At 65.3% G+C, this 26,509-nt stretch carries 37 protein-coding genes, 4 tRNA genes, 1 pseudogene and 1 riboswitch; of the genes and pseudogenes, 23 read left to right on the top strand and 19 right to left on the bottom strand.

The genetic code is table 11. The features are described 5' to 3' along the window. The first annotated feature begins 79 nt into the window (after window positions 1–79). The 9 genes from D0Y85_RS07460 to D0Y85_RS20750 all read left to right on the top strand — a co-directional run bounded on the left by D0Y85_RS07460 (window position 80) and on the right by D0Y85_RS20750 (window position 3,483). A complete protein-coding gene (locus D0Y85_RS07460; protein ID WP_117310017.1) occupies window positions 80–577 on the top strand; it encodes a helix-turn-helix transcriptional regulator in 498 nt (165 codons plus the stop codon). Further along, window positions 519–860 (top strand): hypothetical protein, encoded by a 342-nt coding sequence (locus tag D0Y85_RS20845; protein ID WP_240329398.1) that lies wholly within the window; start codon window positions 519–521, stop codon window positions 858–860. The genes D0Y85_RS07460 and D0Y85_RS20845 overlap by 59 nt, the downstream gene beginning before the upstream one ends. 151 nt (window positions 861–1,011) lie before the next feature. After that, on the top strand, window positions 1,012–1,203 hold the full coding sequence (locus tag D0Y85_RS07450) for a hypothetical protein (RefSeq protein ID WP_117310015.1): 192 nt from the start codon (window positions 1,012–1,014) through the stop codon (window positions 1,201–1,203). Next, window positions 1,200–1,577 (top strand): Arc family DNA-binding protein, encoded by a 378-nt coding sequence (locus D0Y85_RS07445; RefSeq protein ID WP_117310014.1) that lies wholly within the window; start codon window positions 1,200–1,202, stop codon window positions 1,575–1,577. Before D0Y85_RS07450 ends, D0Y85_RS07445 begins: the two co-directional genes overlap by 4 nt. Next, on the top strand, window positions 1,574–1,789 hold the full coding sequence (locus D0Y85_RS07440; RefSeq protein ID WP_117310013.1) for a hypothetical protein: 216 nt from the start codon (window positions 1,574–1,576) through the stop codon (window positions 1,787–1,789). The genes D0Y85_RS07445 and D0Y85_RS07440 overlap by 4 nt, the downstream gene beginning before the upstream one ends. Continuing rightward, window positions 1,786–2,058 (top strand): hypothetical protein, encoded by a 273-nt coding sequence (locus D0Y85_RS07435; RefSeq protein WP_117310012.1) that lies wholly within the window; start codon window positions 1,786–1,788, stop codon window positions 2,056–2,058. The genes D0Y85_RS07440 and D0Y85_RS07435 overlap by 4 nt, the downstream gene beginning before the upstream one ends. Window positions 2,059–2,161: 103 nt before the next feature. Further along, complete coding sequence (locus D0Y85_RS07430; RefSeq protein ID WP_117310011.1) at window positions 2,162–2,404, top strand: hypothetical protein; 243 nt, start codon at window positions 2,162–2,164, stop codon at window positions 2,402–2,404. 87 nt (window positions 2,405–2,491) lie between these two features. Beyond that, window positions 2,492–2,704: a hypothetical protein gene (locus D0Y85_RS07425; protein WP_117310010.1), complete on the top strand. Its 213-nt coding sequence runs from the start codon at window positions 2,492–2,494 to the stop codon at window positions 2,702–2,704. Then, entirely contained in the window at window positions 2,701–3,483 is a 783-nt protein-coding gene (locus tag D0Y85_RS20750; protein ID WP_205420745.1) for a hypothetical protein, read from the top strand. The genes D0Y85_RS07425 and D0Y85_RS20750 overlap by 4 nt, the downstream gene beginning before the upstream one ends. Window positions 3,484–3,505: 22 nt before the next feature. On the opposite strand, the gene D0Y85_RS20745 is transcribed toward D0Y85_RS20750, so the two are convergent. Continuing rightward, entirely contained in the window at window positions 3,506–4,264 is a 759-nt protein-coding gene (locus tag D0Y85_RS20745) for a hypothetical protein (RefSeq protein WP_205420744.1), read from the bottom strand. Window positions 4,265–4,328: 64 nt separating this feature from the next. Here D0Y85_RS20745 and D0Y85_RS07410 point away from each other — a divergent pair, with 64 nt between their 5' ends. Genes D0Y85_RS07410 through D0Y85_RS07385 form a run of 6 tightly spaced genes read left to right on the top strand, consistent with a single transcriptional unit; the run spans window position 4,329 to window position 8,325 of the window. Beyond that, window positions 4,329–4,631 carry a hypothetical protein gene (locus D0Y85_RS07410; protein ID WP_240329357.1) on the top strand — a complete coding sequence of 101 codons (303 nt, stop codon included), beginning with the start codon at window positions 4,329–4,331 and terminating at the stop codon, window positions 4,629–4,631. Then, window positions 4,631–6,139, top strand: coding sequence for a DNA cytosine methyltransferase (locus D0Y85_RS07405; RefSeq protein WP_117310009.1), 1,509 nt, complete (start codon window positions 4,631–4,633; stop codon window positions 6,137–6,139). Before D0Y85_RS07410 ends, D0Y85_RS07405 begins: the two co-directional genes overlap by 1 nt. Beyond that, window positions 6,136–6,723: a hypothetical protein gene (locus tag D0Y85_RS07400; RefSeq protein ID WP_117310008.1), complete on the top strand. Its 588-nt coding sequence runs from the start codon at window positions 6,136–6,138 to the stop codon at window positions 6,721–6,723. Before D0Y85_RS07405 ends, D0Y85_RS07400 begins: the two co-directional genes overlap by 4 nt. Further along, a complete protein-coding gene (locus D0Y85_RS07395) occupies window positions 6,720–7,028 on the top strand; it encodes a hypothetical protein (protein WP_117310007.1) in 309 nt (102 codons plus the stop codon). Before D0Y85_RS07400 ends, D0Y85_RS07395 begins: the two co-directional genes overlap by 4 nt. A gap of 11 nt (window positions 7,029–7,039) precedes the next feature. After that, window positions 7,040–7,288: a DUF4224 domain-containing protein gene (locus D0Y85_RS07390; protein ID WP_117310006.1), complete on the top strand. Its 249-nt coding sequence runs from the start codon at window positions 7,040–7,042 to the stop codon at window positions 7,286–7,288. Window positions 7,289–7,290: 2 nt separating this feature from the next. Beyond that, window positions 7,291–8,325: a tyrosine-type recombinase/integrase gene (locus D0Y85_RS07385; RefSeq protein WP_117311877.1), complete on the top strand. Its 1,035-nt coding sequence runs from the start codon at window positions 7,291–7,293 to the stop codon at window positions 8,323–8,325. 145 nt (window positions 8,326–8,470) lie between these two features. On the opposite strand, the gene D0Y85_RS07380 is transcribed toward D0Y85_RS07385, so the two are convergent. From D0Y85_RS07380 to D0Y85_RS07370, 3 genes are all read right to left on the bottom strand, one after another. Then, entirely contained in the window at window positions 8,471–9,448 is a 978-nt protein-coding gene (locus D0Y85_RS07380) for an energy transducer TonB (protein WP_117310005.1), read from the bottom strand. A 143-nt stretch (window positions 9,449–9,591) separates the two neighbouring features. After that, complete coding sequence (gene hemN, locus D0Y85_RS07375; protein ID WP_117311876.1) at window positions 9,592–11,001, bottom strand: oxygen-independent coproporphyrinogen III oxidase; 1,410 nt, start codon at window positions 10,999–11,001, stop codon at window positions 9,592–9,594. Between the two features lie 44 nt (window positions 11,002–11,045). Beyond that, window positions 11,046–11,486: a group III truncated hemoglobin gene (locus D0Y85_RS07370; protein WP_093817860.1), complete on the bottom strand. Its 441-nt coding sequence runs from the start codon at window positions 11,484–11,486 to the stop codon at window positions 11,046–11,048. A 180-nt stretch (window positions 11,487–11,666) separates the two neighbouring features. Between D0Y85_RS07370 and D0Y85_RS07365 the strand changes: the two genes are divergently transcribed. Together D0Y85_RS07365 and D0Y85_RS07360 are read left to right on the top strand one after the other, a co-directional pair. Beyond that, a complete protein-coding gene (locus D0Y85_RS07365) occupies window positions 11,667–11,951 on the top strand; it encodes a hypothetical protein (RefSeq protein WP_105163816.1) in 285 nt (94 codons plus the stop codon). After that, window positions 11,948–12,995 (top strand): annotated as a pseudogene (locus D0Y85_RS07360) (4Fe-4S dicluster domain-containing protein). The gene D0Y85_RS07365 and the pseudogene D0Y85_RS07360 overlap by 4 nt, the downstream one beginning before the upstream one ends. Here D0Y85_RS07360 and D0Y85_RS07355 read toward each other — a convergent pair. Both D0Y85_RS07355 and D0Y85_RS20840 read right to left on the bottom strand, forming a co-directional pair. Beyond that, complete coding sequence (locus D0Y85_RS07355) at window positions 12,996–13,232, bottom strand: hypothetical protein (protein ID WP_093817858.1); 237 nt, start codon at window positions 13,230–13,232, stop codon at window positions 12,996–12,998. Between the two features lie 351 nt (window positions 13,233–13,583). Beyond that, window positions 13,584–13,793, bottom strand: a complete 210-nt coding sequence (locus D0Y85_RS20840) for a transcriptional regulator (RefSeq protein WP_025875167.1) — start codon at window positions 13,791–13,793, stop codon at window positions 13,584–13,586. A gap of 78 nt (window positions 13,794–13,871) precedes the next feature. Here D0Y85_RS20840 and D0Y85_RS07345 point away from each other — a divergent pair, with 78 nt between their 5' ends. Next, window positions 13,872–14,312 (top strand): helix-turn-helix domain-containing protein, encoded by a 441-nt coding sequence (locus D0Y85_RS07345; RefSeq protein ID WP_229291152.1) that lies wholly within the window; start codon window positions 13,872–13,874, stop codon window positions 14,310–14,312. Window positions 14,313–14,334: 22 nt separating this feature from the next. Then, window positions 14,335–14,398, top strand: a riboswitch (Fluoride riboswitch). Between the two features lie 81 nt (window positions 14,399–14,479). Beyond that, window positions 14,480–14,872, top strand: coding sequence for a fluoride efflux transporter CrcB (crcB, locus tag D0Y85_RS07340; protein WP_117310003.1), 393 nt, complete (start codon window positions 14,480–14,482; stop codon window positions 14,870–14,872). A 3-nt stretch (window positions 14,873–14,875) separates the two neighbouring features. On the opposite strand, the gene D0Y85_RS07335 is transcribed toward crcB, so the two are convergent. Continuing rightward, complete coding sequence (locus D0Y85_RS07335) at window positions 14,876–15,709, bottom strand: AraC family transcriptional regulator (protein ID WP_117310002.1); 834 nt, start codon at window positions 15,707–15,709, stop codon at window positions 14,876–14,878. A gap of 150 nt (window positions 15,710–15,859) precedes the next feature. On the opposite strand from D0Y85_RS07335, the gene D0Y85_RS07330 reads away from it, so the two are divergent. Then, window positions 15,860–16,942 carry a hypothetical protein gene (locus D0Y85_RS07330; RefSeq protein WP_117311875.1) on the top strand — a complete coding sequence of 361 codons (1,083 nt, stop codon included), beginning with the start codon at window positions 15,860–15,862 and terminating at the stop codon, window positions 16,940–16,942. Window positions 16,943–16,955: 13 nt separating this feature from the next. Here D0Y85_RS07330 and D0Y85_RS07325 read toward each other — a convergent pair whose 3' ends face one another. Then, complete coding sequence (locus tag D0Y85_RS07325; protein WP_025875177.1) at window positions 16,956–17,225, bottom strand: hypothetical protein; 270 nt, start codon at window positions 17,223–17,225, stop codon at window positions 16,956–16,958. A 134-nt stretch (window positions 17,226–17,359) separates the two neighbouring features. Then, the gene (locus tag D0Y85_RS07320; RefSeq protein WP_117310001.1) at window positions 17,360–18,064 is read right to left on the bottom strand and encodes a winged helix-turn-helix domain-containing protein; all 705 of its coding nucleotides are present in this window, start codon (window positions 18,062–18,064) and stop codon (window positions 17,360–17,362) included. 105 nt (window positions 18,065–18,169) lie between these two features. On the opposite strand from D0Y85_RS07320, the gene D0Y85_RS07315 reads away from it, so the two are divergent. Continuing rightward, window positions 18,170–18,811, top strand: coding sequence for a flavin reductase (locus tag D0Y85_RS07315; RefSeq protein WP_229291150.1), 642 nt, complete (start codon window positions 18,170–18,172; stop codon window positions 18,809–18,811). Between the two features lie 36 nt (window positions 18,812–18,847). On the opposite strand, the gene D0Y85_RS07310 is transcribed toward D0Y85_RS07315, so the two are convergent. The 5 genes from D0Y85_RS07310 to D0Y85_RS07290 form a co-directional block, all read right to left on the bottom strand. Continuing rightward, window positions 18,848–19,762, bottom strand: coding sequence for an ADP-ribosylglycohydrolase family protein (locus D0Y85_RS07310; RefSeq protein WP_117310000.1), 915 nt, complete (start codon window positions 19,760–19,762; stop codon window positions 18,848–18,850). Between the two features lie 27 nt (window positions 19,763–19,789). Continuing rightward, window positions 19,790–20,308, bottom strand: coding sequence for a DUF998 domain-containing protein (locus tag D0Y85_RS07305; RefSeq protein WP_162887623.1), 519 nt, complete (start codon window positions 20,306–20,308; stop codon window positions 19,790–19,792). 186 nt (window positions 20,309–20,494) lie between these two features. After that, window positions 20,495–20,568: transfer RNA gene (locus tag D0Y85_RS07300), tRNA-Cys, on the bottom strand. Window positions 20,569–20,635: 67 nt separating this feature from the next. Further along, window positions 20,636–20,711: transfer RNA gene (locus tag D0Y85_RS07295), tRNA-Gly, on the bottom strand. Window positions 20,712–20,865: 154 nt separating this feature from the next. Then, a tRNA-Gly gene (locus tag D0Y85_RS07290) sits at window positions 20,866–20,941 on the bottom strand. Between the two features lie 74 nt (window positions 20,942–21,015). Here D0Y85_RS07290 and D0Y85_RS07285 point away from each other — a divergent pair. Further along, entirely contained in the window at window positions 21,016–21,468 is a 453-nt protein-coding gene (locus D0Y85_RS07285; protein WP_162887622.1) for a hypothetical protein, read from the top strand. Window positions 21,469–21,480: 12 nt separating this feature from the next. On the opposite strand, the gene D0Y85_RS07280 is transcribed toward D0Y85_RS07285, so the two are convergent. The 4 genes from D0Y85_RS07280 to D0Y85_RS07265 are packed head-to-tail and all read right to left on the bottom strand — an operon-like array spanning window position 21,481 to window position 25,607. After that, window positions 21,481–22,392 carry an HlyD family efflux transporter periplasmic adaptor subunit gene (locus tag D0Y85_RS07280; RefSeq protein ID WP_117309997.1) on the bottom strand — a complete coding sequence of 304 codons (912 nt, stop codon included), beginning with the start codon at window positions 22,390–22,392 and terminating at the stop codon, window positions 21,481–21,483. After that, window positions 22,389–23,117, bottom strand: a complete 729-nt coding sequence (locus D0Y85_RS07275; RefSeq protein ID WP_117309996.1) for an ABC transporter ATP-binding protein — start codon at window positions 23,115–23,117, stop codon at window positions 22,389–22,391. The genes D0Y85_RS07280 and D0Y85_RS07275 overlap by 4 nt, the downstream gene beginning before the upstream one ends. 10 nt (window positions 23,118–23,127) lie before the next feature. Further along, window positions 23,128–24,267, bottom strand: coding sequence for an ABC transporter permease (locus D0Y85_RS07270; protein ID WP_117309995.1), 1,140 nt, complete (start codon window positions 24,265–24,267; stop codon window positions 23,128–23,130). Continuing rightward, window positions 24,264–25,607 carry a TolC family protein gene (locus D0Y85_RS07265; RefSeq protein ID WP_343202873.1) on the bottom strand — a complete coding sequence of 448 codons (1,344 nt, stop codon included), beginning with the start codon at window positions 25,605–25,607 and terminating at the stop codon, window positions 24,264–24,266. The genes D0Y85_RS07270 and D0Y85_RS07265 overlap by 4 nt, the downstream gene beginning before the upstream one ends. A 314-nt stretch (window positions 25,608–25,921) precedes the next feature. On the opposite strand from D0Y85_RS07265, the gene D0Y85_RS07260 reads away from it, so the two are divergent. Beyond that, window positions 25,922–26,269 (top strand): hypothetical protein, encoded by a 348-nt coding sequence (locus D0Y85_RS07260; RefSeq protein WP_240329355.1) that lies wholly within the window; start codon window positions 25,922–25,924, stop codon window positions 26,267–26,269. A 65-nt stretch (window positions 26,270–26,334) separates the two neighbouring features. On the opposite strand, the gene D0Y85_RS07255 is transcribed toward D0Y85_RS07260, so the two are convergent. After that, window positions 26,335–26,410 (bottom strand) — tRNA-Gly (locus D0Y85_RS07255). Window positions 26,411–26,509: the final 99 nt, after the last annotated feature.

Genomic DNA, 26,509 nt, shown 5'->3' with positions numbered 1-26,509 from the left:
GGGGAGAATCACATAACGTGATCCTACTTGCAACACAATTCGTGTTAGCACCACATCACAGGCCGTGAAGAATTGGCCCATGGCCTTCTCTGACAACCTCCGCGCCGCCCGGCTTCGAGCCGGCCTGACCCAAGAAGCCTTGGCCTTGGCCTGTGGCTGGTCGGGGCAAAGCCGCATTGCGAACTATGAGTCGTCTGCGGACAGCGCGCGCGAACCGAAAGTCTCCGAGGTGCCCCGCTTGGCAAAGGCTCTCGGCGTCAGCATCGCTTCATTGTTCGGAGAAGCGCCGGCGTCTCAGTCCCAGCGACCCGAGCCTGCAATCCTTGCCGAAACCCACCGGTTCCTCGACAAGGCATTCGGTACGCTTGGCAAAGCCTTCGATATTGAGGCGGAGGCTGATCTCTTTGCGGACGTGTACGAATGGATCGTCTCTGATGATCGCCCCGCAGAACAGCGGAACCTGGTGGATTTCGCCGCATGGCGCGAGAAGCGCGATTTACACAAGGGAAAGACAACAGATGAGCAAAACGGAAGCGCTGCTAAGCAAGCTGGTCGAGCGCATAAACGCAGCGCCTGATCGAAAGCCTAAGCTCTATGCAGTGCCGAGCAATCGCTCACCGCATTTTGATGCAGTCGCTCGCGAGAGCCACATTCGCATGATCCGCAGCTTGGCCAACGCTTACCGGCACTTTGGCGTGCAGATCATCATTGACCAAGCAACGTTGGGCCATGCGTGCATTGAAGACCTCGGCGATGACGCTCTCATCGCGCTCCATCGTGACCTGGACCGTGCCCGCGAGTGCATCCGCGATGACGTTTCGTTCGAAGAAGCCGGCCTGATTCGCCACTCGTTTGACTGAAAACAAACCCAATTTCTGAACGGAAATAGCTCCGTTCAGAAATTGACACAGCAAACATCACGCTGCGTGTTGCACCAACAATCACAATATGTGATCTTACTCCCGTCGCCCAACACGACCCCATCCCGGGGCCGGGCGCAGGAGATCACACATGGCCAGCCTGTCCCTCGGCGCCAACAAGGTGGCGCCCACCGTCATCGCGATGCCCGACCTGGGCAAGATCGCTGCAAAGCTCGGTTTCGCATCCCTCTACCTTGATCCGGCAGAGGCCGATCAGTTGGCCGTCGAGCTGCAGCGCGCTGCCCAGCAGCTGCGCGGCGAAAGCCAGGACGCCGCCGCATGAGCCGCGTCCTCGTCAACTACCGCAAGGAATTCACCGCAACCCAGCTCAGGGCGCCAAACGAGCTGATGGCCGCTCTGCGCGTTGCAGCACAAGAAAACCAGCGCTCGGTGAATGCAGAAATGATCGCGCGCCTGATCAGCACTTTTGAAGGACTTGCCATGCCAGCAACCTACGCCGGCGACGGCAAAGCTCACTTCAAGATCCGTTTGGAAGATTCGCTGCTGGGTGCGCTGAAGCAGTTGGCAAGCGAGAACAACCGCAGCGTCACCGCGCAGATCGAATTCATCCTCGCAGCGTTCGTCGCAGACCACATGCCAGTTGCGGATCAGTCTCCCGCCGGTAGCAGCTGCCCCACTCCGGAGGCCAGCCGATGAGCGCCGTCATCGTCAACCACTCCCAGGCACAGCGCGCGGCAGCCGCCGCAGGCATCGTCGCCCGTGCCGGTAAGCGCTGGGGCCTGCTCCCTTATCAGGTCGTCGTCGCAGCAAGCATCGCCGCCAATGCCGTCCTGCGGCATGGCCAGAGCGCTGCAGGCGCGGTCGCTGCCGTCCGCAGCGCAGCGCGCGCCCAAGGCGGTGCTGCATGAGCGCCCCTTCCAAGATCGCGGCCATCCGCCACGCAGTGAGCGCGCTTCATGGCGCAGCCGATGACGGCGCAGACACCCGCCGCTACGCCAACGCGCTGCAGGAAGCTGCCGAGGCCATTGATGCGCTGGTTGCGGCCGATCAGGACTACGACCAAGCGCGAGACCGGTGGCTCAACTCGCCGAGCGATCACGAATCGTTCGAGGCGGCGCGGGAAGCCTGGGGGCGGCGCGCCATTGCCCTCGCCCGCGTCAAAGGCGGTGCCGCATGACCGATCCCGACTTCTTCGCCGCCATGGCCGTCGGCATCCCGCCCATCACCCCGCCCGCCGGCCCAGCACCGGCCGAGCCCACCACCGAACAGGACGCCGAGTAATGCGCCACCTGGCCCTGCCCTTCTACTGCGCCGTAATCGTCGGCCTGCTGCTGGCGCTGCTCGCGCGCGCCATCTACACCGGCGCCGCCTCGTTCCTCCTGCCCTTCGCTGCAGGCGTCGTCTTCTTCACCTGGTGCGGCGTGCGCGACTTGGTGCGGAACTGGCCAGCGTTCCGCGAGGAAATGCGGCAGCGCGCGGCAGGGCGACAGCGTACGCCGATGCCCGCAGACGACACCCACTGATCCCCTGCCCTGCGCTCTCCCCCTGTAGCGCAGGGAACCCGCGCCGGCCGGGTTCCACCAGCCGGCAACCCATTCCAGGAGTCCAGCGTGCGTAACCAGCTCGACATCTTCGATCACGACCCAGCCCGCATGGCAGCGGCAAACCGCGCCGCCGCCGAGCGCGCACTGCACGACGTGCAGTTCACCGAAACCGTCCGGCTGGAACGCCGCGCCTACTACCTGGCCGAGGCCGACCGCTGGGACAACCTCGCCGCGCACAGCGCGCGCGCCACCACCGACCGCAAGGAGCAGCACGCATGACCACCGACAAGACCCCCGCCACCCTGGCGACCGCGAAGCACGGCGGATGCGTGAAGCTGAAGGATTTCCCTTCCCCCGGTGGTCAGGGGGATGCGCTGGAGTTGCTGGAAGCGTATGACCAAGCCGTCGAAGACCTCTCGGCGGAACGCTCCGACGGTTGGAACGAGGACAACCGGCGCCCGCAGTTGGAAGCTGATGTTGCCGAGCTGCGCGCAGAGTTGATAGCCGCCCTCGCCGCCCGCCAGCCGGTAGAAGTAAGCGAAGGTGTGTTCCGTGCGGCTGCCTCGCGCCAGACCGCCAGCGCCGAAAGCAACGCCACGGCTGAGGCGCTGATTGCTGCCGCCCGCCAGCCGGTGGGGGAGCAAGGCGAAGGCGACGACTTCCTTGCCGGAATATGCGTAGCCCTTCAGTGCGTTACCGCACAGGACTGCGGCGTACTCTGGCGCGAAATTGTTGTTGCCGTTGGGATTGACGACCTGCTGCAGTACGCCACGTTCATCGAGCCAGAGGAATGGGAGCTGGCGGGATTCGGCAAATACGCCTCTGCAGAGCTGGGTCGACGGAAGCCCCGGCGCAAGTCTTCGAAGCAATGCAAAGCGCTGACCGCGCAGGCCGTGGACCTGGGTGCGGTGCGTGTTCTCACCGACCACGCCACCGGCCGGATCAACCACGCCAACAACGGCCTGTGCCCTGACCAGGTTGAGGGCCACGACACCCGCGCCCCCCACTGCCCAGTATGCCGCGCCCTGATCGACAGCCAGGCGGTGGGCAATGGCTGAGAGCCTAGCGCTTACGGCAGTTTCACTGCTCCAGATCCGAACTGCCCTCACTCTGGAACATGGACACAGAAATTCCCATCCGTTTGACGGCCAACTCGCACGCGACCATCACCACCCCAAGGTCAAGGCAGACGGGCGGAAGCAGGGAAGACAGGCTCTCATACACGTCCGCGTAGTTCGGTGTTGCGCCCTTGACTGGGTGGAATCGGTAGGTCTCCTGGGCCAGTTTTGCGACCGCAACAGCTCGCAAAAGGGAACCCGAGACTTTGCGGTCAAGGAAGTGCATTCGATCCATGGCCGAGGCGACCATTGGGAATTCCAACCGGCTGACGTCGTCGAAAACAGCCTGCCGAAACCGCTCTTCATCCAGGAAAAGCTGTTTGCCGAGCCCCCCACCCTCGATTATGTGCACAACATGTTTAGCAATTCCGAGAGCGAGCGCCACTTCGCCGTGCACTTGAATGAGCGCGAGAAGCTCCTCGGTCTCCTCGCGAAACGCGCGACGGGTCGATTCGTCGCCACTGCGTGTTGCCTCGGCGGCGGCAATTCGGGTGGCTTCGGAACTCGCAGCGTTTGCAGCAATTCCGAGTTTCCAGACTGCAAATGCCGATGCTGTAGTAACTCCGACGCCCACCCAAGCGACGATCAGGGCCCCTATCGCGATTCCAACGGCGCTTGCGCCTGCGACAACCGCCCACGCATCCCACCAGACCACGCAGTCGCCGACACCGGGTTCCATGCACGGGCTGATTCCGTTCCACAACTGCTCCAAAGCGCTCATCCCTTCATCCCCCTGTGGACTGGTCGGCATTCTGCCACGGCGGAACATCGCTGGGAGAAGGCCTATGGCTGACCAGTTGCTCACCACCCCGGCCCAGGCATCGGTGCCCTATTCCGACGGCCCGATCTGGAACGCGTTTGGCCTCACGCGTGCCGCATACCTGGTGGTGCCGCGTCGCACCCTGCAGTCGATGCCACAGGAATGGCAGGAACGCTTCGTCGCCCTGATGGCCGAGGCGTACGAGCGCCTCCCCGACTGCGCATTCCCCGAGTACAGCGTGCAGCGCAAGGAACACGGCCGATTCATCGCCGACCCGCTGCGTGACTACCGCCACACCGGCCCCATTGCCCCCAAGGACCACGCCTGATGCGCTACCTGTCTCTGTTCTCCGGCATGGAAGCGGCCCACCTTGCGTGGGCGCCGCTGGGATGGACATGCGTTGGAGTCGCTGAGATCGAACCGGCCGCCTGTGCATTGCTGCGCTGCCGCCTGCCTCACGTGCCCAATCTGGGAAGCGTCACCGAGATCACGGACGAGCGAATCGCGACCCTTGGCGCGTTCGACGTTTTGATCGGTGGCAGCCCGTGCCAGGACCTTTCGGTCGCCGGTCGACGCGCGGGCCTCGCTGGCGCGCGCTCAAGCCTGTTCCACCACCAGATGAGGATCTTCAATGCAGCTCGACATTTTTGCGGCACCCGCTGGCTCGTCTGGGAGAACGTCCCTGGCGCTTTCAGCAGCAACGAGGGCAGAGACTTTGCTGTCGTGGTTGGTTCAATGGCAGGAACCGACCTGCCTGTCCCCACGGGCGGCTGGGGATCCGAAGGCGTTGCGCTGGGTGACAACGGCTTGGTCGAATGGTCCGTGCTTGACGCGCAGTGGTTCGGAGTGGCGCAGCGGCGCCGTCGCGTGTTCGCTGTCCTCGATACTGGAAACTGGAGTGATCGCGCCCCGGTACTTCTTGAGTCCGACAGCCTGCGCGGGGATTCTGCGCCGCGCCGCGTCACGGGGGAAAGCGTTACCGGAACCCTTAGCGCGCGCACTCAAGGCGGCGGCGGTCTTGGAACCGACTTCGAGTGCCAGGGCGGCTTAGTTGCTGGGACGTTGAGTGCCAATCCGAAAGCCGCTGGCAGCGCGACCCAGCAGGACGCGCACGCTGGGGTGTTGGTCCCGGCAGTCGCGCATACCCTGCGTGCAGAGGGTTTCGACGCCAGCGAGGATGGCACTGGGCGAGGCACACCGCTGGTTCCAGTCGCCTTCGACACGACCCAGATTACAAGCAAAGCCAACGTGTCCAATCCTAAGCCCGGTGACCCGTGCCACCCGTTGTGCGCAGGTGCGCATGCGCCAGCGATCGCGTTTGACTGCAAGGCCGCTGGAGATACTTCGTTCTCGATCGGCGATGTGCCGGGCACTTTGCGTGCACAGCACGGCGGCGGTCACGCAGCCGTGGCTTACGCGATTCAGGCCGGCGCGACCAGAATCAACCCGGCCAGCGGACCGGACGGTGTCGGCGTGCAAGCCGATCACGCGTACACGATCGAGGCGCGCGCCGAGGTCCAGGCTGTCGCCTACACCACCAAGCTCCACAACACCGCCAGCAACAACGCAGGAAAACTGTTCAAGGAACGGACAACTTGCCTGGATGCCAACAGCCCGGCACCGGCACTGCTGACTCCCAACCAGGTGCGCCGCCTCACCCCGCGTGAGTGCGAACGACTGCAGGGCGCACCGGATGACTGGACCCTGGTGCCGAACGCTCAGGGAAAGCCGATGGCAGACGGACCGCGCTACCGGATGCTGGGCAACAGCTTCGCCGTGCCGGTAATTCAGTGGATCGGAAAGCAGATCCACGTAGCACACGAGGCATCCGCATGACCGCGCCACTTCCCGTTTCCCCGGCCGCAGTGGTCGCCGCCACCAAGGCATCGTCCCCGGTCGCCGCAGTGGTCGCCGCCATGCGCCGGATCGATCCGGCTGGCGGCCCTGTCGCCGCCGACCAGGTCCGCGCCTGGGCCGACACACTGATGGCCGAGCTTTACTCGGCTCACGTGGCACGCTGGGAGTACCGCCACGCGAACGACTTCGCCCCGGGCTGCTGGGCCGAAGCGAACGCCGAACAGGTCTACTACGGCCCGCAACGTGGCTTGGTCATCCGCGCTCTGTTCGAAAAGCCACGCGTGCCGCAGCCGGAGAAGGAGCACGTGTTCCAGAACCGCATCTGCACCAAGTGCGGCGATCCCGAAGACTGGGCCGGCCCTGACTGCATGCCGCCGGCGCCGCCGGTAGATCCGCGCAGCCGGCTTCCGTTCGACCCGCGCTGGATGCTGCAGCCGCTGCAGTGGCTGCGTGACGCCGGCCCCGTTGCCCTCAACCGTTTCGACCGGGAACACCGGTCCAGAGAAGCTGCCTTCCTGCTGGAGCAGCTGGAAGCCTTCATCAAGGAGTGCGAGAAGCCATGACACAGAAGCAGATCAGCCATCCCGAAGGCCTGCCCAACTGCGCCGCAGGCCACCGCGCGCGCCACATCCACGACTTGCGGGGCCCAGCCGCCGGTGGTGGTCACCTGGTCGAGTGCGCATGCAGGTCCACCCGTAAGCACCCGGATGCCGACGCGGCCCTGCGCGACTGGCGCCGACTGAACCAGCCCGTGCGCAGCGCGCGCACCGCGCGTGCACCAACGGCGTCCGACAACGTGGTGCAGTTCCAGCTCGGCTTGTCCGAGCGCAAGCCGAAGACCCAGCGCGCGGCGCTGGCGTCGCTCTGAAGGAGGACCCGATGGCCACAAAGAAGCAGGCCAACCCGAGCGCGAGCGCATTGTGCCTGTCCCGGCATTCGATGAGGGAGCTGTGCGGCACGCCCTACCGGGACCGGCAGCAGGAGTTCCTGGTGCTGAACGGAATCCCGCACTTCAAAGGCCTGGACGGATGGCCACGCGTGCTGTGGGCCACCCTGGAAGGTGGAGATGATGTGGAAACCGAAAAGGCTACGGCCGTCGCCGGCTGGCAATCGAACAAGGTGGCATGACGATGGGGCGGAAGCCGAACAAGCCGGGCGCGATTCCGAGGTTCCGGCCGCGCAAGCAGAAGTCGGGCGTGGTGCACTACTACTACGACCTGGGCGGGAAGCCGCGGAAAGAGCTTCCGTTGGGCAGCAACTACGCGCTGGCGATCAAGAAGTGGGCCGAGCTGGAAGGCACCCGCGAGGCACAGGACGTGGCGGTCATCACTTTCCGCCACGTGAGCGACGCCTACCGAAAGGAGGTGATCATCCACAAGGCGCCGCGCACGCAGCTGGACAACGCCAAAGAGTTGACCAAGCTGCTGGAATACTTCGATGACCCGCCGGCGCCGCTGGATGCAATACAGCCGGTGACGGTGCGGAAGTACATGACTTGGCGCACAAAGAGCGGCAAGGGAATGGTCCGCGCGAATCGCGAGAAGGCGCTTCTGTCGCACATCTGGAACTTCGCGCGCGACAAGGGCTACACCGCACTGCCAAACCCATGCGCCGGCATCAAGGGATTCAAGGAAACCGGCCGGGACATCTATATCGAGGACGACCAGTTCGAGGCGATGCGCGCGGTTGCCCACTGGTCACTTCAGGACGCCATGGACCTGGCATACCTAATCGGCCAGCGGCCGGCCGATGTGCTGAGCCTGACCGAGCAGGACGTCCGGGATGGCGCAATTCACATCCGGCAAGGGAAGACCAGGACGAAGCTTAGGATCGCAGTTGAGGGCGAACTGGCGCAGCTTCTGGAACGACTTAAGCGGCGGAAGGATGGTCGGAAGGTTCGAAGTAACAGCCTGATCATTGGCGAGCGAGGAAAGCCCGTGAGCGTCCGGCGGATGAGCGAAATCTGGGCAGCAGCGCGCGCAGCTGTTGGCGCTGATGTCGACGGCATCCACTTTCGCGACCTTCGCGCCAAAGCAGCCACCGACAAGGCTGATTCATCGGGCGATATCCGCAAGGCCCAGCACCAGCTCGGGCACACCACGGTGTCGATGACCGAGCACTACACGCGCAAGCGCCGCGGACATAAGTCCACGCCCACGCGCTGAAATGGCGCTCCGCAATCCATATTGGCCCCAAGTCCCGCAACGGTTTCAAGCGCCTACAAACCGACCCATTGCGGAGCGGAAATCGACCTGAAAGCCCTGCTACACAACGATTTCAGTCCGGACTTAAAATCCGCCGACCGCAAGGTCATGCCGGTTCGATCCCGGCTCCGGGCACCAAGGCATGTTCTGGGAAGCTTCGCCCGGACTTGCCCCGCTGCTCTCCGCAAAGATACCCCACATGATGCGGCCAGTCGCTTGTAGACCACGATGGTGTGGGGGACGCGCCATATGGCGCGCGCCTGGATCTCTCTATCCGCTCCAGGGCCGCAGTGGCCTGCGCTGGCGGCGGTGGAAAACTAGTTCTTCTTGAAGACGACTGGCGTTCGGATGAACACTGTCCCGGGGCGAGAGGTATGCCCTTGAAACGCCACTGGCGCGTCGCCCTCAGTGCTGCCTCGTCAAAGTCCTCGTATCCACTGGATTTCTCCACGACCGCCCCGATGGTTCCCAGCTTATCGTCCAGCAGCACGATCACGACAGTTTCGCCTTCGCGATCCTGCCTGTACGCCGCAGGTGGGTAATGGGCGAACGGTTGGTCCACGACCTGGACTTCGTATTCGTCGCCAAGATCCGGCTCAACGAAGCTGCCCGGACGGCAGCGACCATCCGCCGCACTTGGAACCAGGCTGACACGCATCTGCACGCCTTCATTCGGTTCCACCACGCCCTCCACAGTGTGGGGTATCGCATCCGTCACGGTCGTGCCGCCGCAGCGGGAGGTAGCCAGTGCGGCAAGTACGTTCCTCTGAGCGTCTGCAACCCTCAGGCTACTGGCCGTGCCTTCGAAATAGCATCCAGATCGATCCTGCTGCAGGCGAACCCCGCTTATCCTCGAATCAATAAACCGGAGCGAGGCAGGTAGCATCCGGCACCCTGACTGAACCACATCAGCCGCTCGTGCGTTGGCGCAACCGGCGAACAGCAGGGTTGACAGCGCGATACCCGGCAACAAGCTTTTGCGAACAGGCATGAAGGTTGCAAACTTCCGATTGGAGCGGGCGCAAAGTCTAGCAACTGCCGCAGCCGCTTGAGTCTTCAACAGTCCTGGAATGAGGAAGATCATCAGACGGCCTGCATCACGGCAACGTCCGATGTGCAGAAGGTGTTGTCCGCCAGGCGCCTGCAGCGCACGGAGTCGTTCGACATTCCGCGGCCTCGGTCTTGTTCATTTCGCCGGCCTTGAGCCGGCCCAGCGCCAGCCTGCGCTCAGATCGCCCGCGAATAACGCGGTTGCTCCTGCGCAGCGCGCAGATAGGGATCGAAGCACATCGCCAGCAGGCGCAGCAACGGCCGCCCCGGCTCGCTGGCACGCACCACGCCATCGCGGTATTCGGCCAGGCCATCCTGTTGCAGGCGCTGCACGGCCTGCAGGTCTTCAGCGAAGTAGGTCTCGAAGTCGATGCCATGGCGCTGGGCCAGTGACGTGCCATCCACCTCACCCTGGCACATCAACTGCTGGATCAGCTCGGCGCGCAGCTGGTCGTCGGCACTGAGTGCGACGCCGCGCCAGACCGGCAGCTGCCCCTGGTCCACCGCGCGCTCCCACGATGGCAGGTCACGCGGATTCTGGCTGTAGGTAGCACCCACATGGCTGATCGCACTCACGCCAAGGCCGAGCAGATCGGTGTCGGCGTGGGTGGTGTAGCCCATGAAGTTACGATGCAGCTGGCCGGCGCGCTGGGCACGCGACAGATCTTCTTCCGGCAATGCGAAGTGGTCCATGCCGATGTACTGGTAGCCGGCTGCGGACAGGCGCTCCACCGCCAGGCCAAGCAGCGCAAGCTTGTCTTCCGGCGAGGGCATCCGGCTTTCGTCGATCTGCCGCTGCGCGCGGAACAGGTGAGGCAGATGCGCATAGCCATACACCGCCAGTCGATCCGGACGCAGCGCCAGCACCAGTTCCAGGGTGCGGCCGAAGCCCTGCAGACTCTGCCCTGGCAGGCCGTAGATCAGATCGACGTTGACCGAACGCATGCCGCTGTCGCGGCACGCACGCAGGATATCCAGCGTCTGCCGTACGCCCTGCACCCGGTTGATCGATTCCTGCACCTGCGGGTCGAAATCCTGCACGCCCAGGCTGGCGCGGTTGAAGCCCAGCCGGGCCAGCATCGCTACGTCGCTGGTGTCGATGAAACGCGGGTCCAGTTCGATGGAAAAATCACGCTGCGACGAACCGCTGAAATCGAAGCGGCGGCGCAGGCCCTCGACCAGTGCGGTCATCGCATCGGCATCGAGGAAATTCGGCGTACCACCGCCGAGGTGCAGCTGGATCACTTCACGACCATCGGCGAACTGCGGTGCCAGCAGGTCCGCCTCGGCCAGCACGCGTGACACGTAGCTGTGGCCACGCCCGCGGTCGCGGGTGATCACCCGGTTGCAGCCACAGTAGAAGCAGGGGCTGGAGCAGAATGGCACGTGGACGTACAACGACAACGCCCGCGCCAACGGGTTGCTGTCGGCGATCGCCTGGCGCAGCGCGGGTGCATCGAAGCCGTCATGGAAGTGCGGCGCGGTGGGATAGGAGGTGTAGCGCGGGCCGGGTCGGTCATGCCGTCGCAGCAGATCGGGATCGAAGGTCCAGGCCAGGCCACCGGCAGCGGGAGAGAACGTGTCCATGGCGCCAGCATCGCCCCAAGCCTGCAGGTGCGCCTTGACCCAGATCAATCCCTGGTGGGCACGCCCAGCACCGGCAGCATGACCTGCGGCCAGCGCAGCATCTGGTAGCGGCGCCAGAAGGTGTCGGCGATGCGGGCGGCCACATCGTCGGCCAGCGCCTGCATGGGCGGGTTGTTGCATTCGGCCGTGGTGATGTGGAACAGCACCAGCCAGCGGTCGAACAGATCCTTTTCCAGATCGATGGCCATGTGCTTGGACATCGGCGAGCCCTTGAACCTGCGGGTCCCGCGCAGCATCGCCGACCAGAAATCGACGAGCTGGGCCAGGTGTTCCGGCCAGTCGCGCACATGCCCTTCGAATACCGGCCCCAGACGCTCCTCTTCACGCACGCGCGCATAGAAATCGTGGACCAACCGGGTCACTTCCTCCTCGCTGCACAACTCTGGCGAAGCAATGGGAAGGGCAGTGGTGGGCGTTGCGTTCATCAGGGCACCAAGTGCGGATCGGCAGTGTGCCGCATGCCGCCACCACCGCTGTTGATCCAGATCAATGTCAGCGCACTGCGGCGCACCTAGGCTGGCACGCTTGCAGGAAGCATGCCCTGCGGATGCTGCGCCAACCACGGCGAAGTATACGCGCCGCCCTCTTCTTCAAACCGAACCCGCATGAACACACCGACTTCCAGCCGCCAGCGGCGTATCCAGCATTGGGGTGCAGTCCTGTGGCCCAGCTTCATCGCCGCCGGCCTGGCCTGCGTGGTGTTCTTCGCCTTCGTCGATCCACTGCGGCTGCAGGCGATCAGCTTCCCGGGTACGGCCATCAGCCGTGAGCTGGGCTACACCGCAGGTTTCTTCATGTTCTGGGCGGTCACCGCACTTTCCAGCGCGGTAACCGGCTACCTGCTGCGGCCGATGCCGGACGAAGAGGATGAGGAGCTGCCACTGGGATGAGCATCACCGCCTCCTCGCCCCTGCGCGCATGGCGCTGGCGCCGCACCCTGGGCCTTGCGTTGCTGGTCCTGTTCCATGCGCTGCCGTGGCTGCAGTGGGATGGCCGGCAGGCCCTGCTGCTGGACCTCAACGCGCGCCGCTTCGACCTGTTCGCCTGGACCCTGTGGCCGGATGACATCGGTGTGTTGCTGGGACTGCTGGCGGTGATGGCGGTGGCCCTGGCCCTGCTCACCCATCTGGCCGGTCGCCTGTGGTGCGGACATGCCTGCCCGCAGACGCTGTGGACACGAGCGTTCGACGGAATTGCGCAGGCATTGGCCCGCGTGCTGCCGGCGAAGCTGGCGCGGCCGGCCACCCAGCTGGCCTGGTTGCTGCTGTCGCTGTGGACCGGGATCACGTTCGTCGGGCTGTTCAGCCCGATCCGCGAACTGGTCGCCGGCGCGTTCGATGGCGCATGGAGTGGCTGGGAGACCTTCTGGGTGCTGTTCTATGCCGGCGCCACGTGGGGCAACGCCGGGTTCCTGCGCGAGCAGGTGTGCCGATCACTCTGTCCGTTCGCGCGCATGCAGCCGTTGCTGACCGACCCGCACACCCCGCGCATGCTGTATGACCCCCGCCGCGGGGAGCCGCGCGGCGCCCGCCACCGGCATTGGGCGGCGTGCTCAGCCGCGGTCGCGGCCTGCTCGACCCCACCACCGCGCAGGACTATGTCTTCCGTGCCGCGCATCCGCTGCTGGCCGGACCGATGCCCACCTTCAGCGCGGATCGGCTGGGCGACTGCCTCGATTGCATGGCCTGCGTGCGCGCGTGCCCGATGCAGCTGGACATCCGCCATGGCCCCAGGCCGACTGCCTGGCCTGCGGTGCCTGCCTGGAAGCGTGCACGCAGCAGCAGCATCAGGCCGGTTTCGGCCCCAGCCTGGTGCGCTACTGCAGCCCGCAGGTGATGGCAGGCCAGCCGCGCCGGTGGTGGCGCCCCCGCACCACGGCCCTGGCTTCGTTGCTGCTGGCGCTGCTGGTGTGCGGCGCTTGGCGCCTGCTCTGATCAGCCCGGCTCGCCCGGACGCGGCGGTACCAGCTGGGCGCGACGGACGATGCCCAGTTGTTCGATGATCAGCGCCATTTCATTGGTGACATCGGTTCGCCCGGTCCCCTGCGGAACCAGACGATCAAGCACCTGCTGGTAGGTATCCCAGAACGCCGGACCGCATCCGTGTTTGTGATAACTGGCTTCCAGTTCGCGGCGTACCCGTTCAGCCAAGCCATGCATGCCGTATTCCATACGACCTCCGTTGGACTTGTTCTGCATCGTTGACGGTCGACCGATTCACTTGCGAGCTACTGAAAGACTCCCGGCCTTCACAACCGGTTGATGCCAATTAGTCATAGATTTCACGACACGTCAATTACAGACCGCGACTTTCGCGATTGAAATTATTAATCGTTCATGAAAAGCCCTGGCGATCGGGATCGGAACAATCCGTGCCGATGTCGACAAAGCCAGCCGGCGAACCCGGGTAGCCATCACAGTTCGGACCATTGCTGGGGACACGTCGATCGATTGTGTCAATGTTGATAAGCATGCTTAGCAAATTGATTTTAGCGGTCTGTCTGCGACAGCCCTCGACGCATCTCATGCTGTTTCGTCGTGCGAGTCGTCATCCATCGGGAACAACGCAGGGTATCGCTGCTGCAGGATGTAGCGCCTCAGCGGCGGGATGGGAAAGCCTCTGGGCCATTGCGAGACAGCGGATCTGCTTATTCCAAACAACCTGGCGAGCTCTGCGTCGGTGGAAAAGCCCAGCCGTGTGCGGACCTGCCGCTTGCTCCAGAATTCGTCCATTTTCGATCCCTTTCATCATCAAACTTATTCTTGCGCCAAGGCCTCTTTCGCTTCCACGCGTTAAGCTGGCTTGCATAGATGAATACTCTTGGACAACGACTCGCGGTCGCCATGAAGGACGCAGGGCATGCACGCCCTGCCGACCTGGCGCGTGCCGCAGAAACGACGACGGCAACGGTCAGCAACTGGCTCAACGACCACGTCAAGGCCAACCACGTGAAAGCCGAACAGCTGTTCCGCATTGCCGATGCGGTGAAGCTGGACCCACGCGAGCTGCTGTTCGGCCCGCTGGGACAGGGAGTGGGCGAGCGCGGCACGGCCTACATGCACATGCCCAGCGAAGCCCATCTGGATGTCTGGCAAGCGGCCTATGAGCTGGTCGCCCACATCCTTGACGAGCGCGGCCTGGAGGTGGGCTACCGTCGCGAAGCCACGCTGGGATTGATGGCCCATGACCTGCTGATGGAGGGCGTCAGCCGCGGCAAGGTCGCACGCGTGGTGATGACTGCCCTGCCCTGACCCATCGCGGGCTGGTAGCATGGCCGTCGATGGGGATGGGGCTCCCCCGATAACCGCCTGAGATGGCTGATGGCTCCTGCTGAGACGAACCCGGCGTTCGTCGATGGCAGGCCGTGCCCGCCATTGCGTCCGCCGTCGAACCTGCGAACACGCACTCGAGGCAAGCAATGCAGACGTTCAACAACTATGTGCTGGTATTCCTGGGCGGCGGTGTCGGCGCCTGCCTGCGCCATGCCTGCAATCTGATCGGCGCCCGGGTGGCCGCCGGCAGCACCTGGCCCTGGTCGACGTTCCTGGTCAACATCAGCGGCGCCGTGCTGATGGGCGTGGTGGTGGAGGCGTTTGCGCTGCGCAATGGCGCTTCGCCACAACTGCGCCTGCTGCTGGCCACCGGCGTTCTTGGTGGCTACACCACGTTCTCCACCTTCTCGCTGGAAACCGGCATGCTGCTGCAGCGCGGTCAGCACGGCCTGGCCGCACTGTACGCCGGCGGCTCGGTAGCCCTGGGCCTGGCCGGGCTGTTCGCCGGCATGAAGCTGACCCGGCTCGCGCTGGGGTGACACTCAGCCGGCAGCAGCGCGCGCCTGTCCCCGCCACTGCCGTGGCGATTGCCCGGTGTGCGCCTTGAACGCCCGCGACAACGCCGCCTCGCTGCCATAGCCAACCTCGTCGGCGATCCGTTTCAACGGTCGCCCCTGGCGCAGCGCCTGCTGCGCCAGGCCTACCCGCCAGCCCTGCAGGTACTGCCCGGGCGTGGTTCCCATGGCCTCGCGGAAACTGGCGGCGAACACGCTGCGCGACATGCCTGCAACGTCGGCCAGATCTTCCAGTGTCCAAGCCTGGGCGGGTGCCTGGTGCATGGCCACCAGCGCCAACCGCAGCCGTGGGTGGCCAAGCCCGGCGAACAGGCCGCCGCGCATCTCGCCCCCCTCCATCAACTGCCGCAGCACCTGGATCATCACCACCTCGAACAGGCGGTTGACCATCACCGTGCGACCGCAGCGCTGCTCGAATGCCTCCTCGAACAGCAACTCCAGGGCGGCATGGCCGCCATGCAGTTCAGCCAACGGCAGGCAGATGAAATCGGGCAGGGCGGCACTGATCGGGTTGAGCCTGCCGCCCTCGAAATGGAGGTTGGCGCAGGCCATGTCGGCGCCGTGCTGAGGATCGGTGTGGAAGCGATGTGGCAGCGGGCGCGGATACAGCAGCAGGCTGGGAACGTCGACCTGCACCGTCTGCGAGCCATGACTGACCTGCAACGGACCGCGCCGCACCAGGTGCAGCTGGCCGGCGTCGCCTTCGGCCTCCAGGCTGTTGATGCCGCACAGCGCGCCGGCATGGAACACCGAGGCGGTGACCGCGAAGCGTTCGAGCAGGATGGCGAGGCGATCGACCATGGCGGGACCCCAGATCAAATGGAAGGGAGCAGATACGGCAGATCGTATCGAATTCGATTGCATTGCGTCAGGGGCTAGCCACCGCGCAGGGGCAGCGCTATACAGGCGGCACCTTCCGCGCAGACCGCACCGGCCAGGGCAAAGACCATGATGCGAACCTTCCACCGGCTGGTCCTGGCACTGGTCCTGCTGCTGCCGCACGTGTCGCAGGCCGCCGCGCCGCCCGCCCCGCCACGCACCTCCAGTGGTGAGCTGCAGGGCGCGCGCTGGCGCCTGGACGTGCCCGCTGGCTGGAACGGCGAACTGGTAATGCTGGCGCATGGCTATGAACCCGTGGGCGTGCCGCAGCCATCACCAATGCCGGCCAACGACAGCACCGCCAGCCTGCTTGCAGCGGGCTATGCCGTGGCGCAGAGCGCCTATGCCAGCCAGGGCTGGGCAGTGGCAGATGCGGTCGTGGACATGGAACGCCTGCGCGCGCACGCCCTGTCCGAATTGAAGGACGTGCGTCGCACCTGGATTCTCGGCTTTTCGATGGGCGGTGCGGTGGCCATCGCCACCCTCGAACGCCTGCCACGGCACTACAACGGCGGCGTGTCGCTGTGCGGGGCCAACCTGCCCGGCGAACAACTGGCCAATGACCTGCTGACCACCCTGGTGGCGTTCGATTATTTCTTCCCCGGGGCCAAGGGACTGCCCCGGCAGGGCCTGGCATCGGCGGAAGCTGCGGCACTGCCGCAGATGGATCTCTATCAAGGCATCGCCGCCGCGCTTCAGACCCGGCCGGCCGTCGCTGCGCAACTGGCCACACGGCTGCAGGTAAGCGTGGAGGCATTGCCGGGCACGATCAGCCTGCACGCGATGATCCTGCACGAACTGGCCACGCGCGCCGGCGGCATGCCGGTCGGCAACCTTACGACCGTCTACCGCGGATTCGGTGACGACAAGGCGTTCAACGCGGGCGTGCAGCGGCTGGCACCTGCTGCGCCGGCACAGCGATACGTGCGCGAAAAGCTGGCGTTGACCGGCGCGCTCAAGCGACCGCTGGTGATCCAGTTCAACAACAACGACCCGAGCATCGTGCCGCGCATGCAGGCGGTGTATCCGCAGCTGGCCGAGCACGCTGGCGCCACGCCATTGCCGCGCGTGTTGCCCGCGGTGGGCGAAGGCCACTGCGGCTTTACGGATTCACAGGTGGTCGAGGCGTTGAAGGCAGCCGCGGCTCCCTTCTGAGCAGCCGACTGCATCAGTGGCCGAGCGTACCCATGGTGAAGGTATAGCCGGAGCGCATGAGGAAGTCGCGCATGCGCAGTTCGGCGCGGCGCGGAGACGGAAGATCCGGCGGACCATACAGGGCATAGACCACGCCAGCGCCCTCGATACTCTCCCGGCGCACATCGCAATGACGGCTCTCCGAGGCGACGACCCAGCCATCCTTCAGTTGATCGGGGCCGATGGACTGCCCGTTCTTCAGCCGGAAAGTAAGCCAGCGCACATCTGCGGTTGACCTGCTCATTGCCGACCAGCCGCATCGTGCATGCGGCCCCTCATGTCCTTGCCTGCCATTGCTGCTCCCGAAGACCAGGACTCCGACCATACCCCGTCGCAATGTCGTGGCCGGCTGAGACTGCCGGCGGCGCGCGGCGGGCCTCAGGCGCGTACGTCGAACAGCCTGCGGAATGCCTCCTGCCCCGCAGGGGTGACCTGCAGGTCGCGCCGCCCCGCGAGGCGACGCAGCCAGTGGTTCTGCAGGAAACTCTCCAGCAGTGCTTCACCCACCATGCCGGCCATGTGCGGGCGCCGCTCGGTGCAGTCCAGGCAGCCGCGGCAGTATCGCGCGGGCGTCACCTGTGGCGATCGCGCGATCAACGCTTCCAGCGGCTGACCCACGGCGCTCAGGATGGCGGCGCCATGGGACGTCATCTGCCAATGGTCTGCAGCCGTGGAGATCGCCCCGATGGTCAGCAGGTGGTCACAGATGGCAACGGCGTATTCGCCCGCCAGGTGCCGGTAGCAGGTGCGCGCCCGGCGGAAGCCGGCATCAACTCGTACCGCTCGTGGAGAAAGCGGTGGCCGTTGATCGCTGAAACGCAGGATGCCCTCCAGCATGTCGGCGACCTCGGTCGAGGCGAGCCGGTGATAGCGGTGGCGTCCCTGCACCGCCACGGCCAGGATGCCGCCATCGAGCAACCGCCGTAGATGACTGCTTGCCGTCTGCGGCGAGATGCCAGCCACGCCGGCCAGCTCGGACGCCGTGTGCGCCCGGCCATCCATCAACGTCAACAGCATGGCCGCGCGTGCATGGTCACCGACCAGCGTGCCGACATGGATGAAAGAGCGGGACGTCTGGACCATGGCCGCATTGTGGCATGCCGCTTTCCGCGCATCGTTCGACCCGGATCGAAGCATGCGCGCCCCTGCCCAGGGCACAGTCATCGCCCGAACGCCACGAGCCCAGGCATGCCACCGCAAGACTTCCAACGCCGCTGCATCACCCCCTCCGTGCTCTACCCGGGAACACCGGTGGTGCTGATGACCACGTTGAATGAAGACGGCAGTGCGAACATCAGCCCGCTTTCGTCATTCTGGGCGCTGGGCGACCGCGTGGTGCTCGGCATCGGCGAACAGGGCCAGGGCTGCAGCAATCTTCTGGCACGCGGCGAATGCGTACTGAACTTCGCAGGTGCCACGCAGGCGGCGCAGGTCGAGGCCATCGCCCGCGCCACCGCTCGTACCCCGGTGCCGGAGTCGAAGCGCGCCATGGGTTACGTGCATGTGCCTGACAAGTTCGCATTGGGTGGCTTCAGCCGCGTCGACTCGGTGCAGGTGGCACCGCCGGCGATTGCCGAATGCCCGCTGCAGGTGGAGGTCGCGCTGCTCGCCTCGCACCGGCCCAGCGGAACGCAGGATCAGGGCTTCATGATCGTCGAAGGACGGATCTGCCGGGTGCATGCGCACGAGGCGATCACCGTTGCCGGTACCCAGCACATCGACGTGCAGCGCTGGGCACCGTTGATCTACCTGTTCCGCCACTATGTGGGCACCACCACGCCGGTGGCGCGCAATTTCCGCGCCGCAGAACCTGCCTCGTCGCAGGTGTGAGCACGGCAATCAGAAGCGTTTCAGTCAGCACGCCGGTCAGCGACCGCCCCGCGCAGCCTCATTGCGTGCATGCAACCGATCGGCCAGATCTTCGATGGCCTCGCGCAGGGCCAGACGTTGCAGCCAGAGCTGTGGAATACCGGCCGCGCCATGGAACGCACCGGCCAACTGGCCGACGATCGCCGCAGTCGTATCCGCGTCGTCGCCCAGGTTGGCAGCCTCCAGCACTGCGTCGGCAAACGTCTCATGGCGGTGAAAGCACCAGAGCGCCGCTTCCAGGCTGTCGACCACGTATCCGCTACCGCGGATCCGATCGCGCGTGGTGTTCTGGTAGGCCCCCGCTGCAATGGACTGGAGGCGCTCACCCTGCAGGGGAACATCATGCAGGGCCAGTACCTTCTGCTTCGGCAAGCCCGCCAGTGCACGCTCCATTGCAACAGCCAGCAGTCGGCAGGCATCCAGGCACTCTTGCGCGGCATGGGTGGTGCGCGAACTCTGCTCGGCCATGACCGGAAGCTCCCGAAGCCCGGCGTAGCGCAGTACCACAGGGGCCAGGCGCATGATCGAACCGTTGCCTGCACTGCGCGGATCGTCGTTGCCCGCGAGCGGCTCACCGCTCGCCAGGAACCGTTCGATCGCAGCACGCGTGGCCATGCCGATGTCGAAGCATTCGCCAGTCGCGCTCCAGTAGCCGTGCCGGTACCAATTGGCGTAGCGGGTCATCTGGTCGCGTGCATCGAACCCCTCGCAGCGCACAAGACTCTCGGCCAGACACATCGCCATCGAAGTGTCGTCGGTCCACTGCCCTGCCTGCAGTTTGAAGGGGCCGCCCCCCACCATGTCGGTGAGCGTGGCAAAGCTGCCGCGTGGCTGGAACTCGACGGTAGTGCCGACAGCGTCGCCGCACGCCAGCCCGAGCAGCCCGCCGCGGAAATGATCGATCGCGCTCATGCGGTGATTGTAGCGGGCAAGGGCAATTCAGGTGCCAGCGGGGCGTTTCCGCAGCTCCAGCGCGGCGAAGGTGTACCAGCCGAACGCCGGCAGCACCGCGATGCGCTGGGTGAGGCCGCGATAAGGCTCCGGGTCGAAGCCGGAAAGCATCAGCCACAGATAGGCCATCCCCAGCAGCGAGATGGCACGCGCAATCCAGGCCATCCGCGTCGACGCAGCAGGGCCCAGCTCGGCCAGGAACAGCAGCGGGGTCAGGATCGAGAAGATGCCGATGCCATAGAGGCCATGCAGCGGGCTGCCCGTGGTGAAGACGCCATTGCTGACCATGGACACCCCGAACAGGGTGGAGGTGAGCACCGTGAGCGCGAAACGGCGGCTTTGCGCCAGCAACGCAAGGCTGAAGACGATGATGGCCGAGCCACTGACCACTGCGCCGACCTGCACCGCCTTGGCTGGCAGCCCCGGCATCAGGCCCAGCTCGCTGAGATGCTGGGAGAGCGGGTGGTAGCCGGGCACGGTGAATGCAAAAGCGATCAGCGCCAGCATGGCGCCGAGGGGAACGTACACCGCCTGCTGGATGGCCAGGTTCCGCACTGCAGTCACCACCGCTGAAGAGGAGTGCGGCGACGTTAGCAGCGGTTCCGCCGGGTCGCATGTGCAGTCTGGTACCCCTGCTGGCGCCAGGGGTCCGCACAAAGAAAAAAGCCCTGACCGGAGTCAGGGCTTTTCAATTGGAGGCCTCAAGCGGAATCGAACCGCTGTAAACGGATTTGCAATCCGGTGCATAGCCACTCTGCCATGAGGCCAACGTACTGCGATCAGGAACGACGCCCCTGACATGACAAAACCCCGCGATGGGGCCATGTCGGAACATGGAGCGGGAAACGAGACTCGAACTCGCGACCTCAACCTTGGCAAGGTTGCGCTCTACCAACTGAGCTATTCCCGCATAAGCCGTCATGGTACCGGAAGCCCGGGACACACACCAGCCATTTCACAACAGTTTTCACTTTTCTGACTGCGCGAAGAGCCTTGTGGCGCAACGTGCCCCGCCTTGCCGTGGCGGGAGAAAAACAAGGCCCCAACCGGGGCCCTGTGCAATCTGGAGCGGGAAACGAGACTCGAACTCGCGACCTCAACCTTGGCAAGGTTGCGCTCTACCAACTGAGCTATTCCCGCAGATTCTCCGACCTGCGTCGAAGGAGCGCTATTGTGTCCAAATTCCTTCACGCCGTCAACAGTCCGCAGCACCGATGAACCCGCCCACGAGACCTCGTTTCGCCCGCCTGTGCTGGAGCCTTGTCGCCCTGGCCTGGCTTGCGGTGATTGCTGCACTGATCAATGCGGGCTTCACCCCGGACTACTGGATGCTGCGCCACTTCGAAGGCGGCACCCTGCCCTACCCCACCGGCGCGGTCATCCAGTTCGCTGTACTGGCCGGAGCGGAACTGGTGGTCACCGTGCTGATCGTGCGTCCCTGGAAACCAGGGCGCGTGTGGTTGCGGCTGCTGATCGCCCTGGTGCTGCTGCTGGCCTGGTCGTTCCCGTGGCTGGCCGCTGCCCTGCACCAGGCACCGGTGCAGGGCATGCATCTGCTGTGCCTGCTGCTGCTCGACCTGGCTGTGCTGCTGGCGCTGTGCGTGGTGTCGCTGGCCAGTGCGTGGCGGGCGTTGACCCGGAAACAGACCCGACGCGCGCGCGCCTAGCGAAGCACGCCCCTACCTGTGGAACTCCACCCGCACATGCTGGCCGACGCGCGCCTTGGCGGCGCTATCGAATTCCAGAACGCACTCCACCACCTTGGCCACGCCGCGCCCTGCGTCTTCGGGCAATCGTGCCTGCGCGAACACCGGGCTGATGCGGACCACACGTGCCACCGGCAGTGGCTTGCCCTCTGCGCCATCGCTATCGATCACCACCGTCGCGCGCATGCCAACCTGCACGGCATCGGCGTAGGCCGCACTCAGCTCGGCACGCACCTGCAACGGTCGCGCCGGCAACAGTGACATCGCCGGCTTGCCGGCCTGCACGAACGCACCCACGCCCGGCACCTGGCCGACCACGGTGCCGGCGTCCGGTGCGGTCAGCGACATCTGTCGCAGCTTGAGCCTGGCGTGCTCCAGCTTGTGCAGGGCCATGTCGACCTGCGCTCCGGCCACATCCACATCGGCGCGAACGCCGGCCAGCTGCTGCCTGGCTGCGTCGGCCTGCTGGCTGGACGACACGCCTTCGCTGGCGCCGGTGACCAGGCGGGCGGCGTTGCGCTCCAGTTCGCGCAGTTGCGCCTGGCTGCCCTTCAGCCGGTCGATGGCCAGCGCGAGATCGGCATTGGCCATGCCCACCTCCTGTTCAAGCAGTGCGCCATCCAGGGTGAGCAGGACATCGCCCTTGCGCACCACCGCCCCTTCCTTCACCGGCGTGCTGCTGACCGAACCCTCCATCGCTGGTACCAGTGCAATCAGCCCGCCTTCCACATCGATGGTGCCGCGGGCGACGGCGACGTTGTCCGCGCTGGCGGACGTGGCAGCGGTCGGCTGCGCGGGTACGGGTGCATCCTTGCTGCAGGCACCCAGCAGCAATGCCGCGCCCAAGGAGAAGCTGAGGGAGAACAATGGCGGCATTCTGGTCATGGGCTGGGCTCTGCGGTTTCGTTCTGGCGGCGGTCATCGCGGACCGTGCCGTCTTCCATGGCGATCACCCGATCCGCATGGCGGATCAGTCGTGGATCGTGGCTTACACATAACACTGTGGCCCGATGCGCGCGTGCATAACGGTGCAGGATGTCGATCACGCGCTGGCCGTTCTCGGCGTCCAGTGCGCTGGTGGGCTCATCGGCGAAGATCAGCGTGGGTGACTTGGCGAACGCACGGGCGACGGCTACGCGCTGCTTCTCGCCGCCGGACAGCTGTGCCGGGCGCATGTGGCTGCGGTGCGAGAGGCCGACTTCGTCCAGCGCCTGCCGCGCCAACGGCTCGCTGTCGCGGTTGCGCATGCCGCAATAGCCCAACGGCAGCTGCACCTGCTCCAGCGCCGTCAGCGCCGGGAACAGGTTGAAGCCTTGGAACACGAAACCGACGTGGTGCAGACGGAAGCGCTCCACCTCGCTGCGGGTCATGTGGCTGACGTCCTGGCCAAGCGCATGCACGCGACCGCCATCAGGCGTTGAGAGCCCGGACATCAGCGACAGCAGCGTGCTCTTGCCGCAGCCCGACGGGCCCGATACCAGGGTCAATTCGCCGGGATAGATGTCCAGCGACAGGCCACGCAGCACGGGCACATGCACATCGCCGGACACGAAGCCCTTTTCGAGTGCGTCGGCACGCAGGGTCGGGATTGCGATGGGAGCATTCGTCATCGGTGGCCCCTCAACGCAACAGCAGCGATGGATCGGAACGGACGACGCTGCGCACCGCCATGATGCTCGACAGCATGGCCATCACCGCGACCAGCGCCACGCAGCCAAGAACCACCATCGGCGTGAGCTGTACCGGTACGCGCTGGGTCTGCGCGGCCAGCAGCACCACCGCGCTGAAGGCTGCGGCCAGCAGCATGCCGACTCCACCGATCAGCACGGCCTGTTCGAACACCACGCGGGCCAGCGCGTAGCGGCCTGCGCCGAGCGCATTGAGGGTGGCGTACTCGCGTACCGACCCGGCCACCACTGCGGCAAATGACTGGTTGGTGATCACCGCGCCGACGAAGCAGACAATGACCGCCATGAACAGCACTGCGATGCCGGCGCCGGTATCGAACAGCCAGTACTGCTGCGAACGACTGGCGAACTCCGGCGCTGTCCAGAACTCGACGGGCGTGGCGCGGCCCGTCGATGCACTGAGGCGATCGCGCACGCGCGCGGCCAGCTCCGGTGAGCGCGTGCCCGCCACGAAATAGGTGCTGCCTTCATGCGGATCGGTTCCGGCGATGGCACGCGCGGTATCCAAAGACGCCAGCACGTTGACGCCGCCAAGGCCACGCAGGCCGGGTTGCGCGGCAACCACACGCACGGCCTTGCCATTGATCCACGCGCCGCTACTGTGCAGATCGACGCCCAGCGTATCCAGGTCCGCGCTGTCGACGATCACCGCACCGGGTTCGCGCAACCGGGCGCGCAGATCGGGCGACAGGATGCGCGAGAACATCATCGCGTTGCCTGCCGTGGAGATGCCGGACAGATACACCGACACGTTGCCGGCACCCTGTGCGCTGGAGCGCCACTCGCCATCGACCCACTCGTAGGGTTCGACGCGGGTGACATCCGGATCCATCCGCAGGCGATTCTCTACATCCGCACTGATCGCATGACCGTAGTTCACGCTCTGCGTGCCGGCAAAGCCCGCCCAGACATCGGCGCTGGACGCCTTCACGTAGATCGCGGCGGTGCCGAAGATGCCCAGCACCAGCGCCGCCTGCACGATCAGCAGCACGCCGGCGAAACACATGGCCAGCACTACCGGCAGGAAACGGCGCCACTCGTAAACCAGGGTCTTGCGGGCAAGCGCGATCATTGCGCGTCGCCTTCAGGCTCGGCCGGCAAGGGGGCGCCGCCCACTGCGCGATAGAGCGACGCGAATGCAACTACGCGAGCACCCTGCGCGCCGATCAGGTCGGCCTGCGCGGACAGCGCGGCACGCTGGGTTTCCAGCCCGTCGAACTCACTGGAAAGACCAAGCTGCACCTGCCGGGCCTGTCGTACGACCTGCTGCCGGGCTGCTTCGTCGGCCACCTGCAGCGACTGGATGCTGCTGTCCTGGCGGGCCAGGCTGCCCAGTGCACCCTCCACTTCCGCCACGCCCTGCAGCACTGCCTTGCGATACCCCAGCAAGGCTGCATCCAGCTGCTTGTCGTCGGATTGATAGCGCGCGCGACGTTGGCCCCAATCCCACAAAGGGATATCGATGTAGGGACCGATCGATGGGCTGGAATCAGAATTGGAGCGAGCGTTCTGGGTCAGGTTGTAGGCGTACAGGATGGAACCGCCCAGGCTCAGTTTCGGAAACATCGACGCGCGCGCACTGCCCTTTTCGGCAGCAGCCTGCAGCACATCAGCCTCGGCCAGCAGGATCTGCGGGCGATGGCGCAGCAGATCGGCGGGTACCTGCTGCAGGGCGAAGGCGCTCAACTGCGGTGGCGTGCGGTAGGCATTCCAGGCCGGATCCGGACCATCGCGACCCAGCAGCAGCGCCAACGCGCGCGCGGCGTTGCCCGCGTTTTCATTCGCCTGTGCAATGGCCGCGCGCGTGGCCGCCCGCCGCGCGCGCAGGCGATCCAGTTCACCGGGCTCGTCCAGATGCAGGCGCTGCCGCACCAGGCCCAGTTGCTCGCCACGTGCGTCAACGGGCTGCTGCCTGCCCAGCAGATCCACCTGCGCCTGCGCGACGGAAAGATCCAGGTAGCTGCGCACCACATCAGCGATGACCGCCACCTGTGCCGCATCGCGCAGTGCTTCGGCATTTCCGTTGGCCGCCTGCGCGCTCAGACGGGCACTCTCCGCTGCGCCAAACAGGCCAAGATCCCAGATCGCTTCAACGCCGGCGTGGAAGTACGTGTCGACCGCGGCGGCGTCCTGAACCTGCTTGGCACTGGCGGAGATTTCCGGACGGAAGCGCGCATCGGAGGTGCCCGACACCAGGCGTACCGCCTGCAACCGCAGGGTGGCCTGGCGCAGATCCAGATTGCCGGCGACGGCCTGGTCCACCAGCGCGTTCAAGCGCGCATCGGCCAGCACCTTCCACCACTGCCGCGCGTCGACCGCTACGCCCTGCCCTGCCGCGGTCTGACTCCACACTGCTGGTACGCGATCAGGCAGATCGGGAACCGGCACCGACATGCAGCCCACCAGCATCATGCTGGTCAGCAGCGCCCCGGTACCCAGGACGATGCGTGGGACGACGCCATACCGGCGCGCGAACGCTGCCGGGAAAGTGATGCGACTGGCCACCCGCCCGCCTTCGTGGAGAGAGAAGCCGAGGAGGCTACGCCGCGATTGTGGAGTGGACATGGAGAATCGGTCGGAGGTGCGTTACAGCGCGTGTGCGGTGCATGCATTGCGAACCCTCGGCCTTTCCACAGCCTTTCATCGGCGCCGCCAAGCTGAACGCTGGACTGTCCGCGGGCGCTGCGGCACAGTGTCCTGAACGCTTCCACCGGCAGGCAATACGCTTGAAATCCGCCCTTCGCCGTACGCTCGGCATCTTCGCGACCGTGCTCATCGTGGCCACAACGGCGATCTGCCTGACCACTCCGTTGGCGTCGAACGCGGCCATGCTGCTGATGGACCGCAGCAACTTCATTCCCGCGCAGTCGTCGATCTTTTCCTTCGAGCCCTACGTGATCAACGAGGGCTCGTCGAACTACTGGTTGTACGGCCAGGACCGGAACTACTACTACCACTTCACCTACCGGGCCGACGCCCCGTATCTGTACATCACGCGGAAGAACGCCTGCACCGGCTTCGATCGTGCGGACGTGCGAACCTGGTGCGGTGCGGGCCGAGGCAGCCCGCGCTAGCGATCACAATCCCTTTCCGGTGCGCAAACGAAAAACGCCCCCTTGCGGGAGCGTTTTTCTGAATCTGGAGCGGGAAACGAGACTCGAACTCGCGACCTCAACCTTGGCAAGGTTGCGCTCTACCAACTGAGCTATTCCCGCAGATTCCGTTCGACCTGCGTCGAAGGAGCGCTATTGTGTCGGGATTGCTGCACGGCGTCAACAGGATTCTGCTGCCCTCTCATGAAGCAGCGTTCAGCT

Origin of the sequence: Stenotrophomonas sp. G4, from assembly GCF_003428825.1 — a bacterium.
GTDB classification, from domain to species: Bacteria; Pseudomonadota; Gammaproteobacteria; order Xanthomonadales; family Xanthomonadaceae; genus Stenotrophomonas; species Stenotrophomonas indicatrix.
The sequence above is the reverse complement of the archived record's forward strand: the minus strand, read 5'-3'. Positions and strand labels throughout refer to the sequence as shown.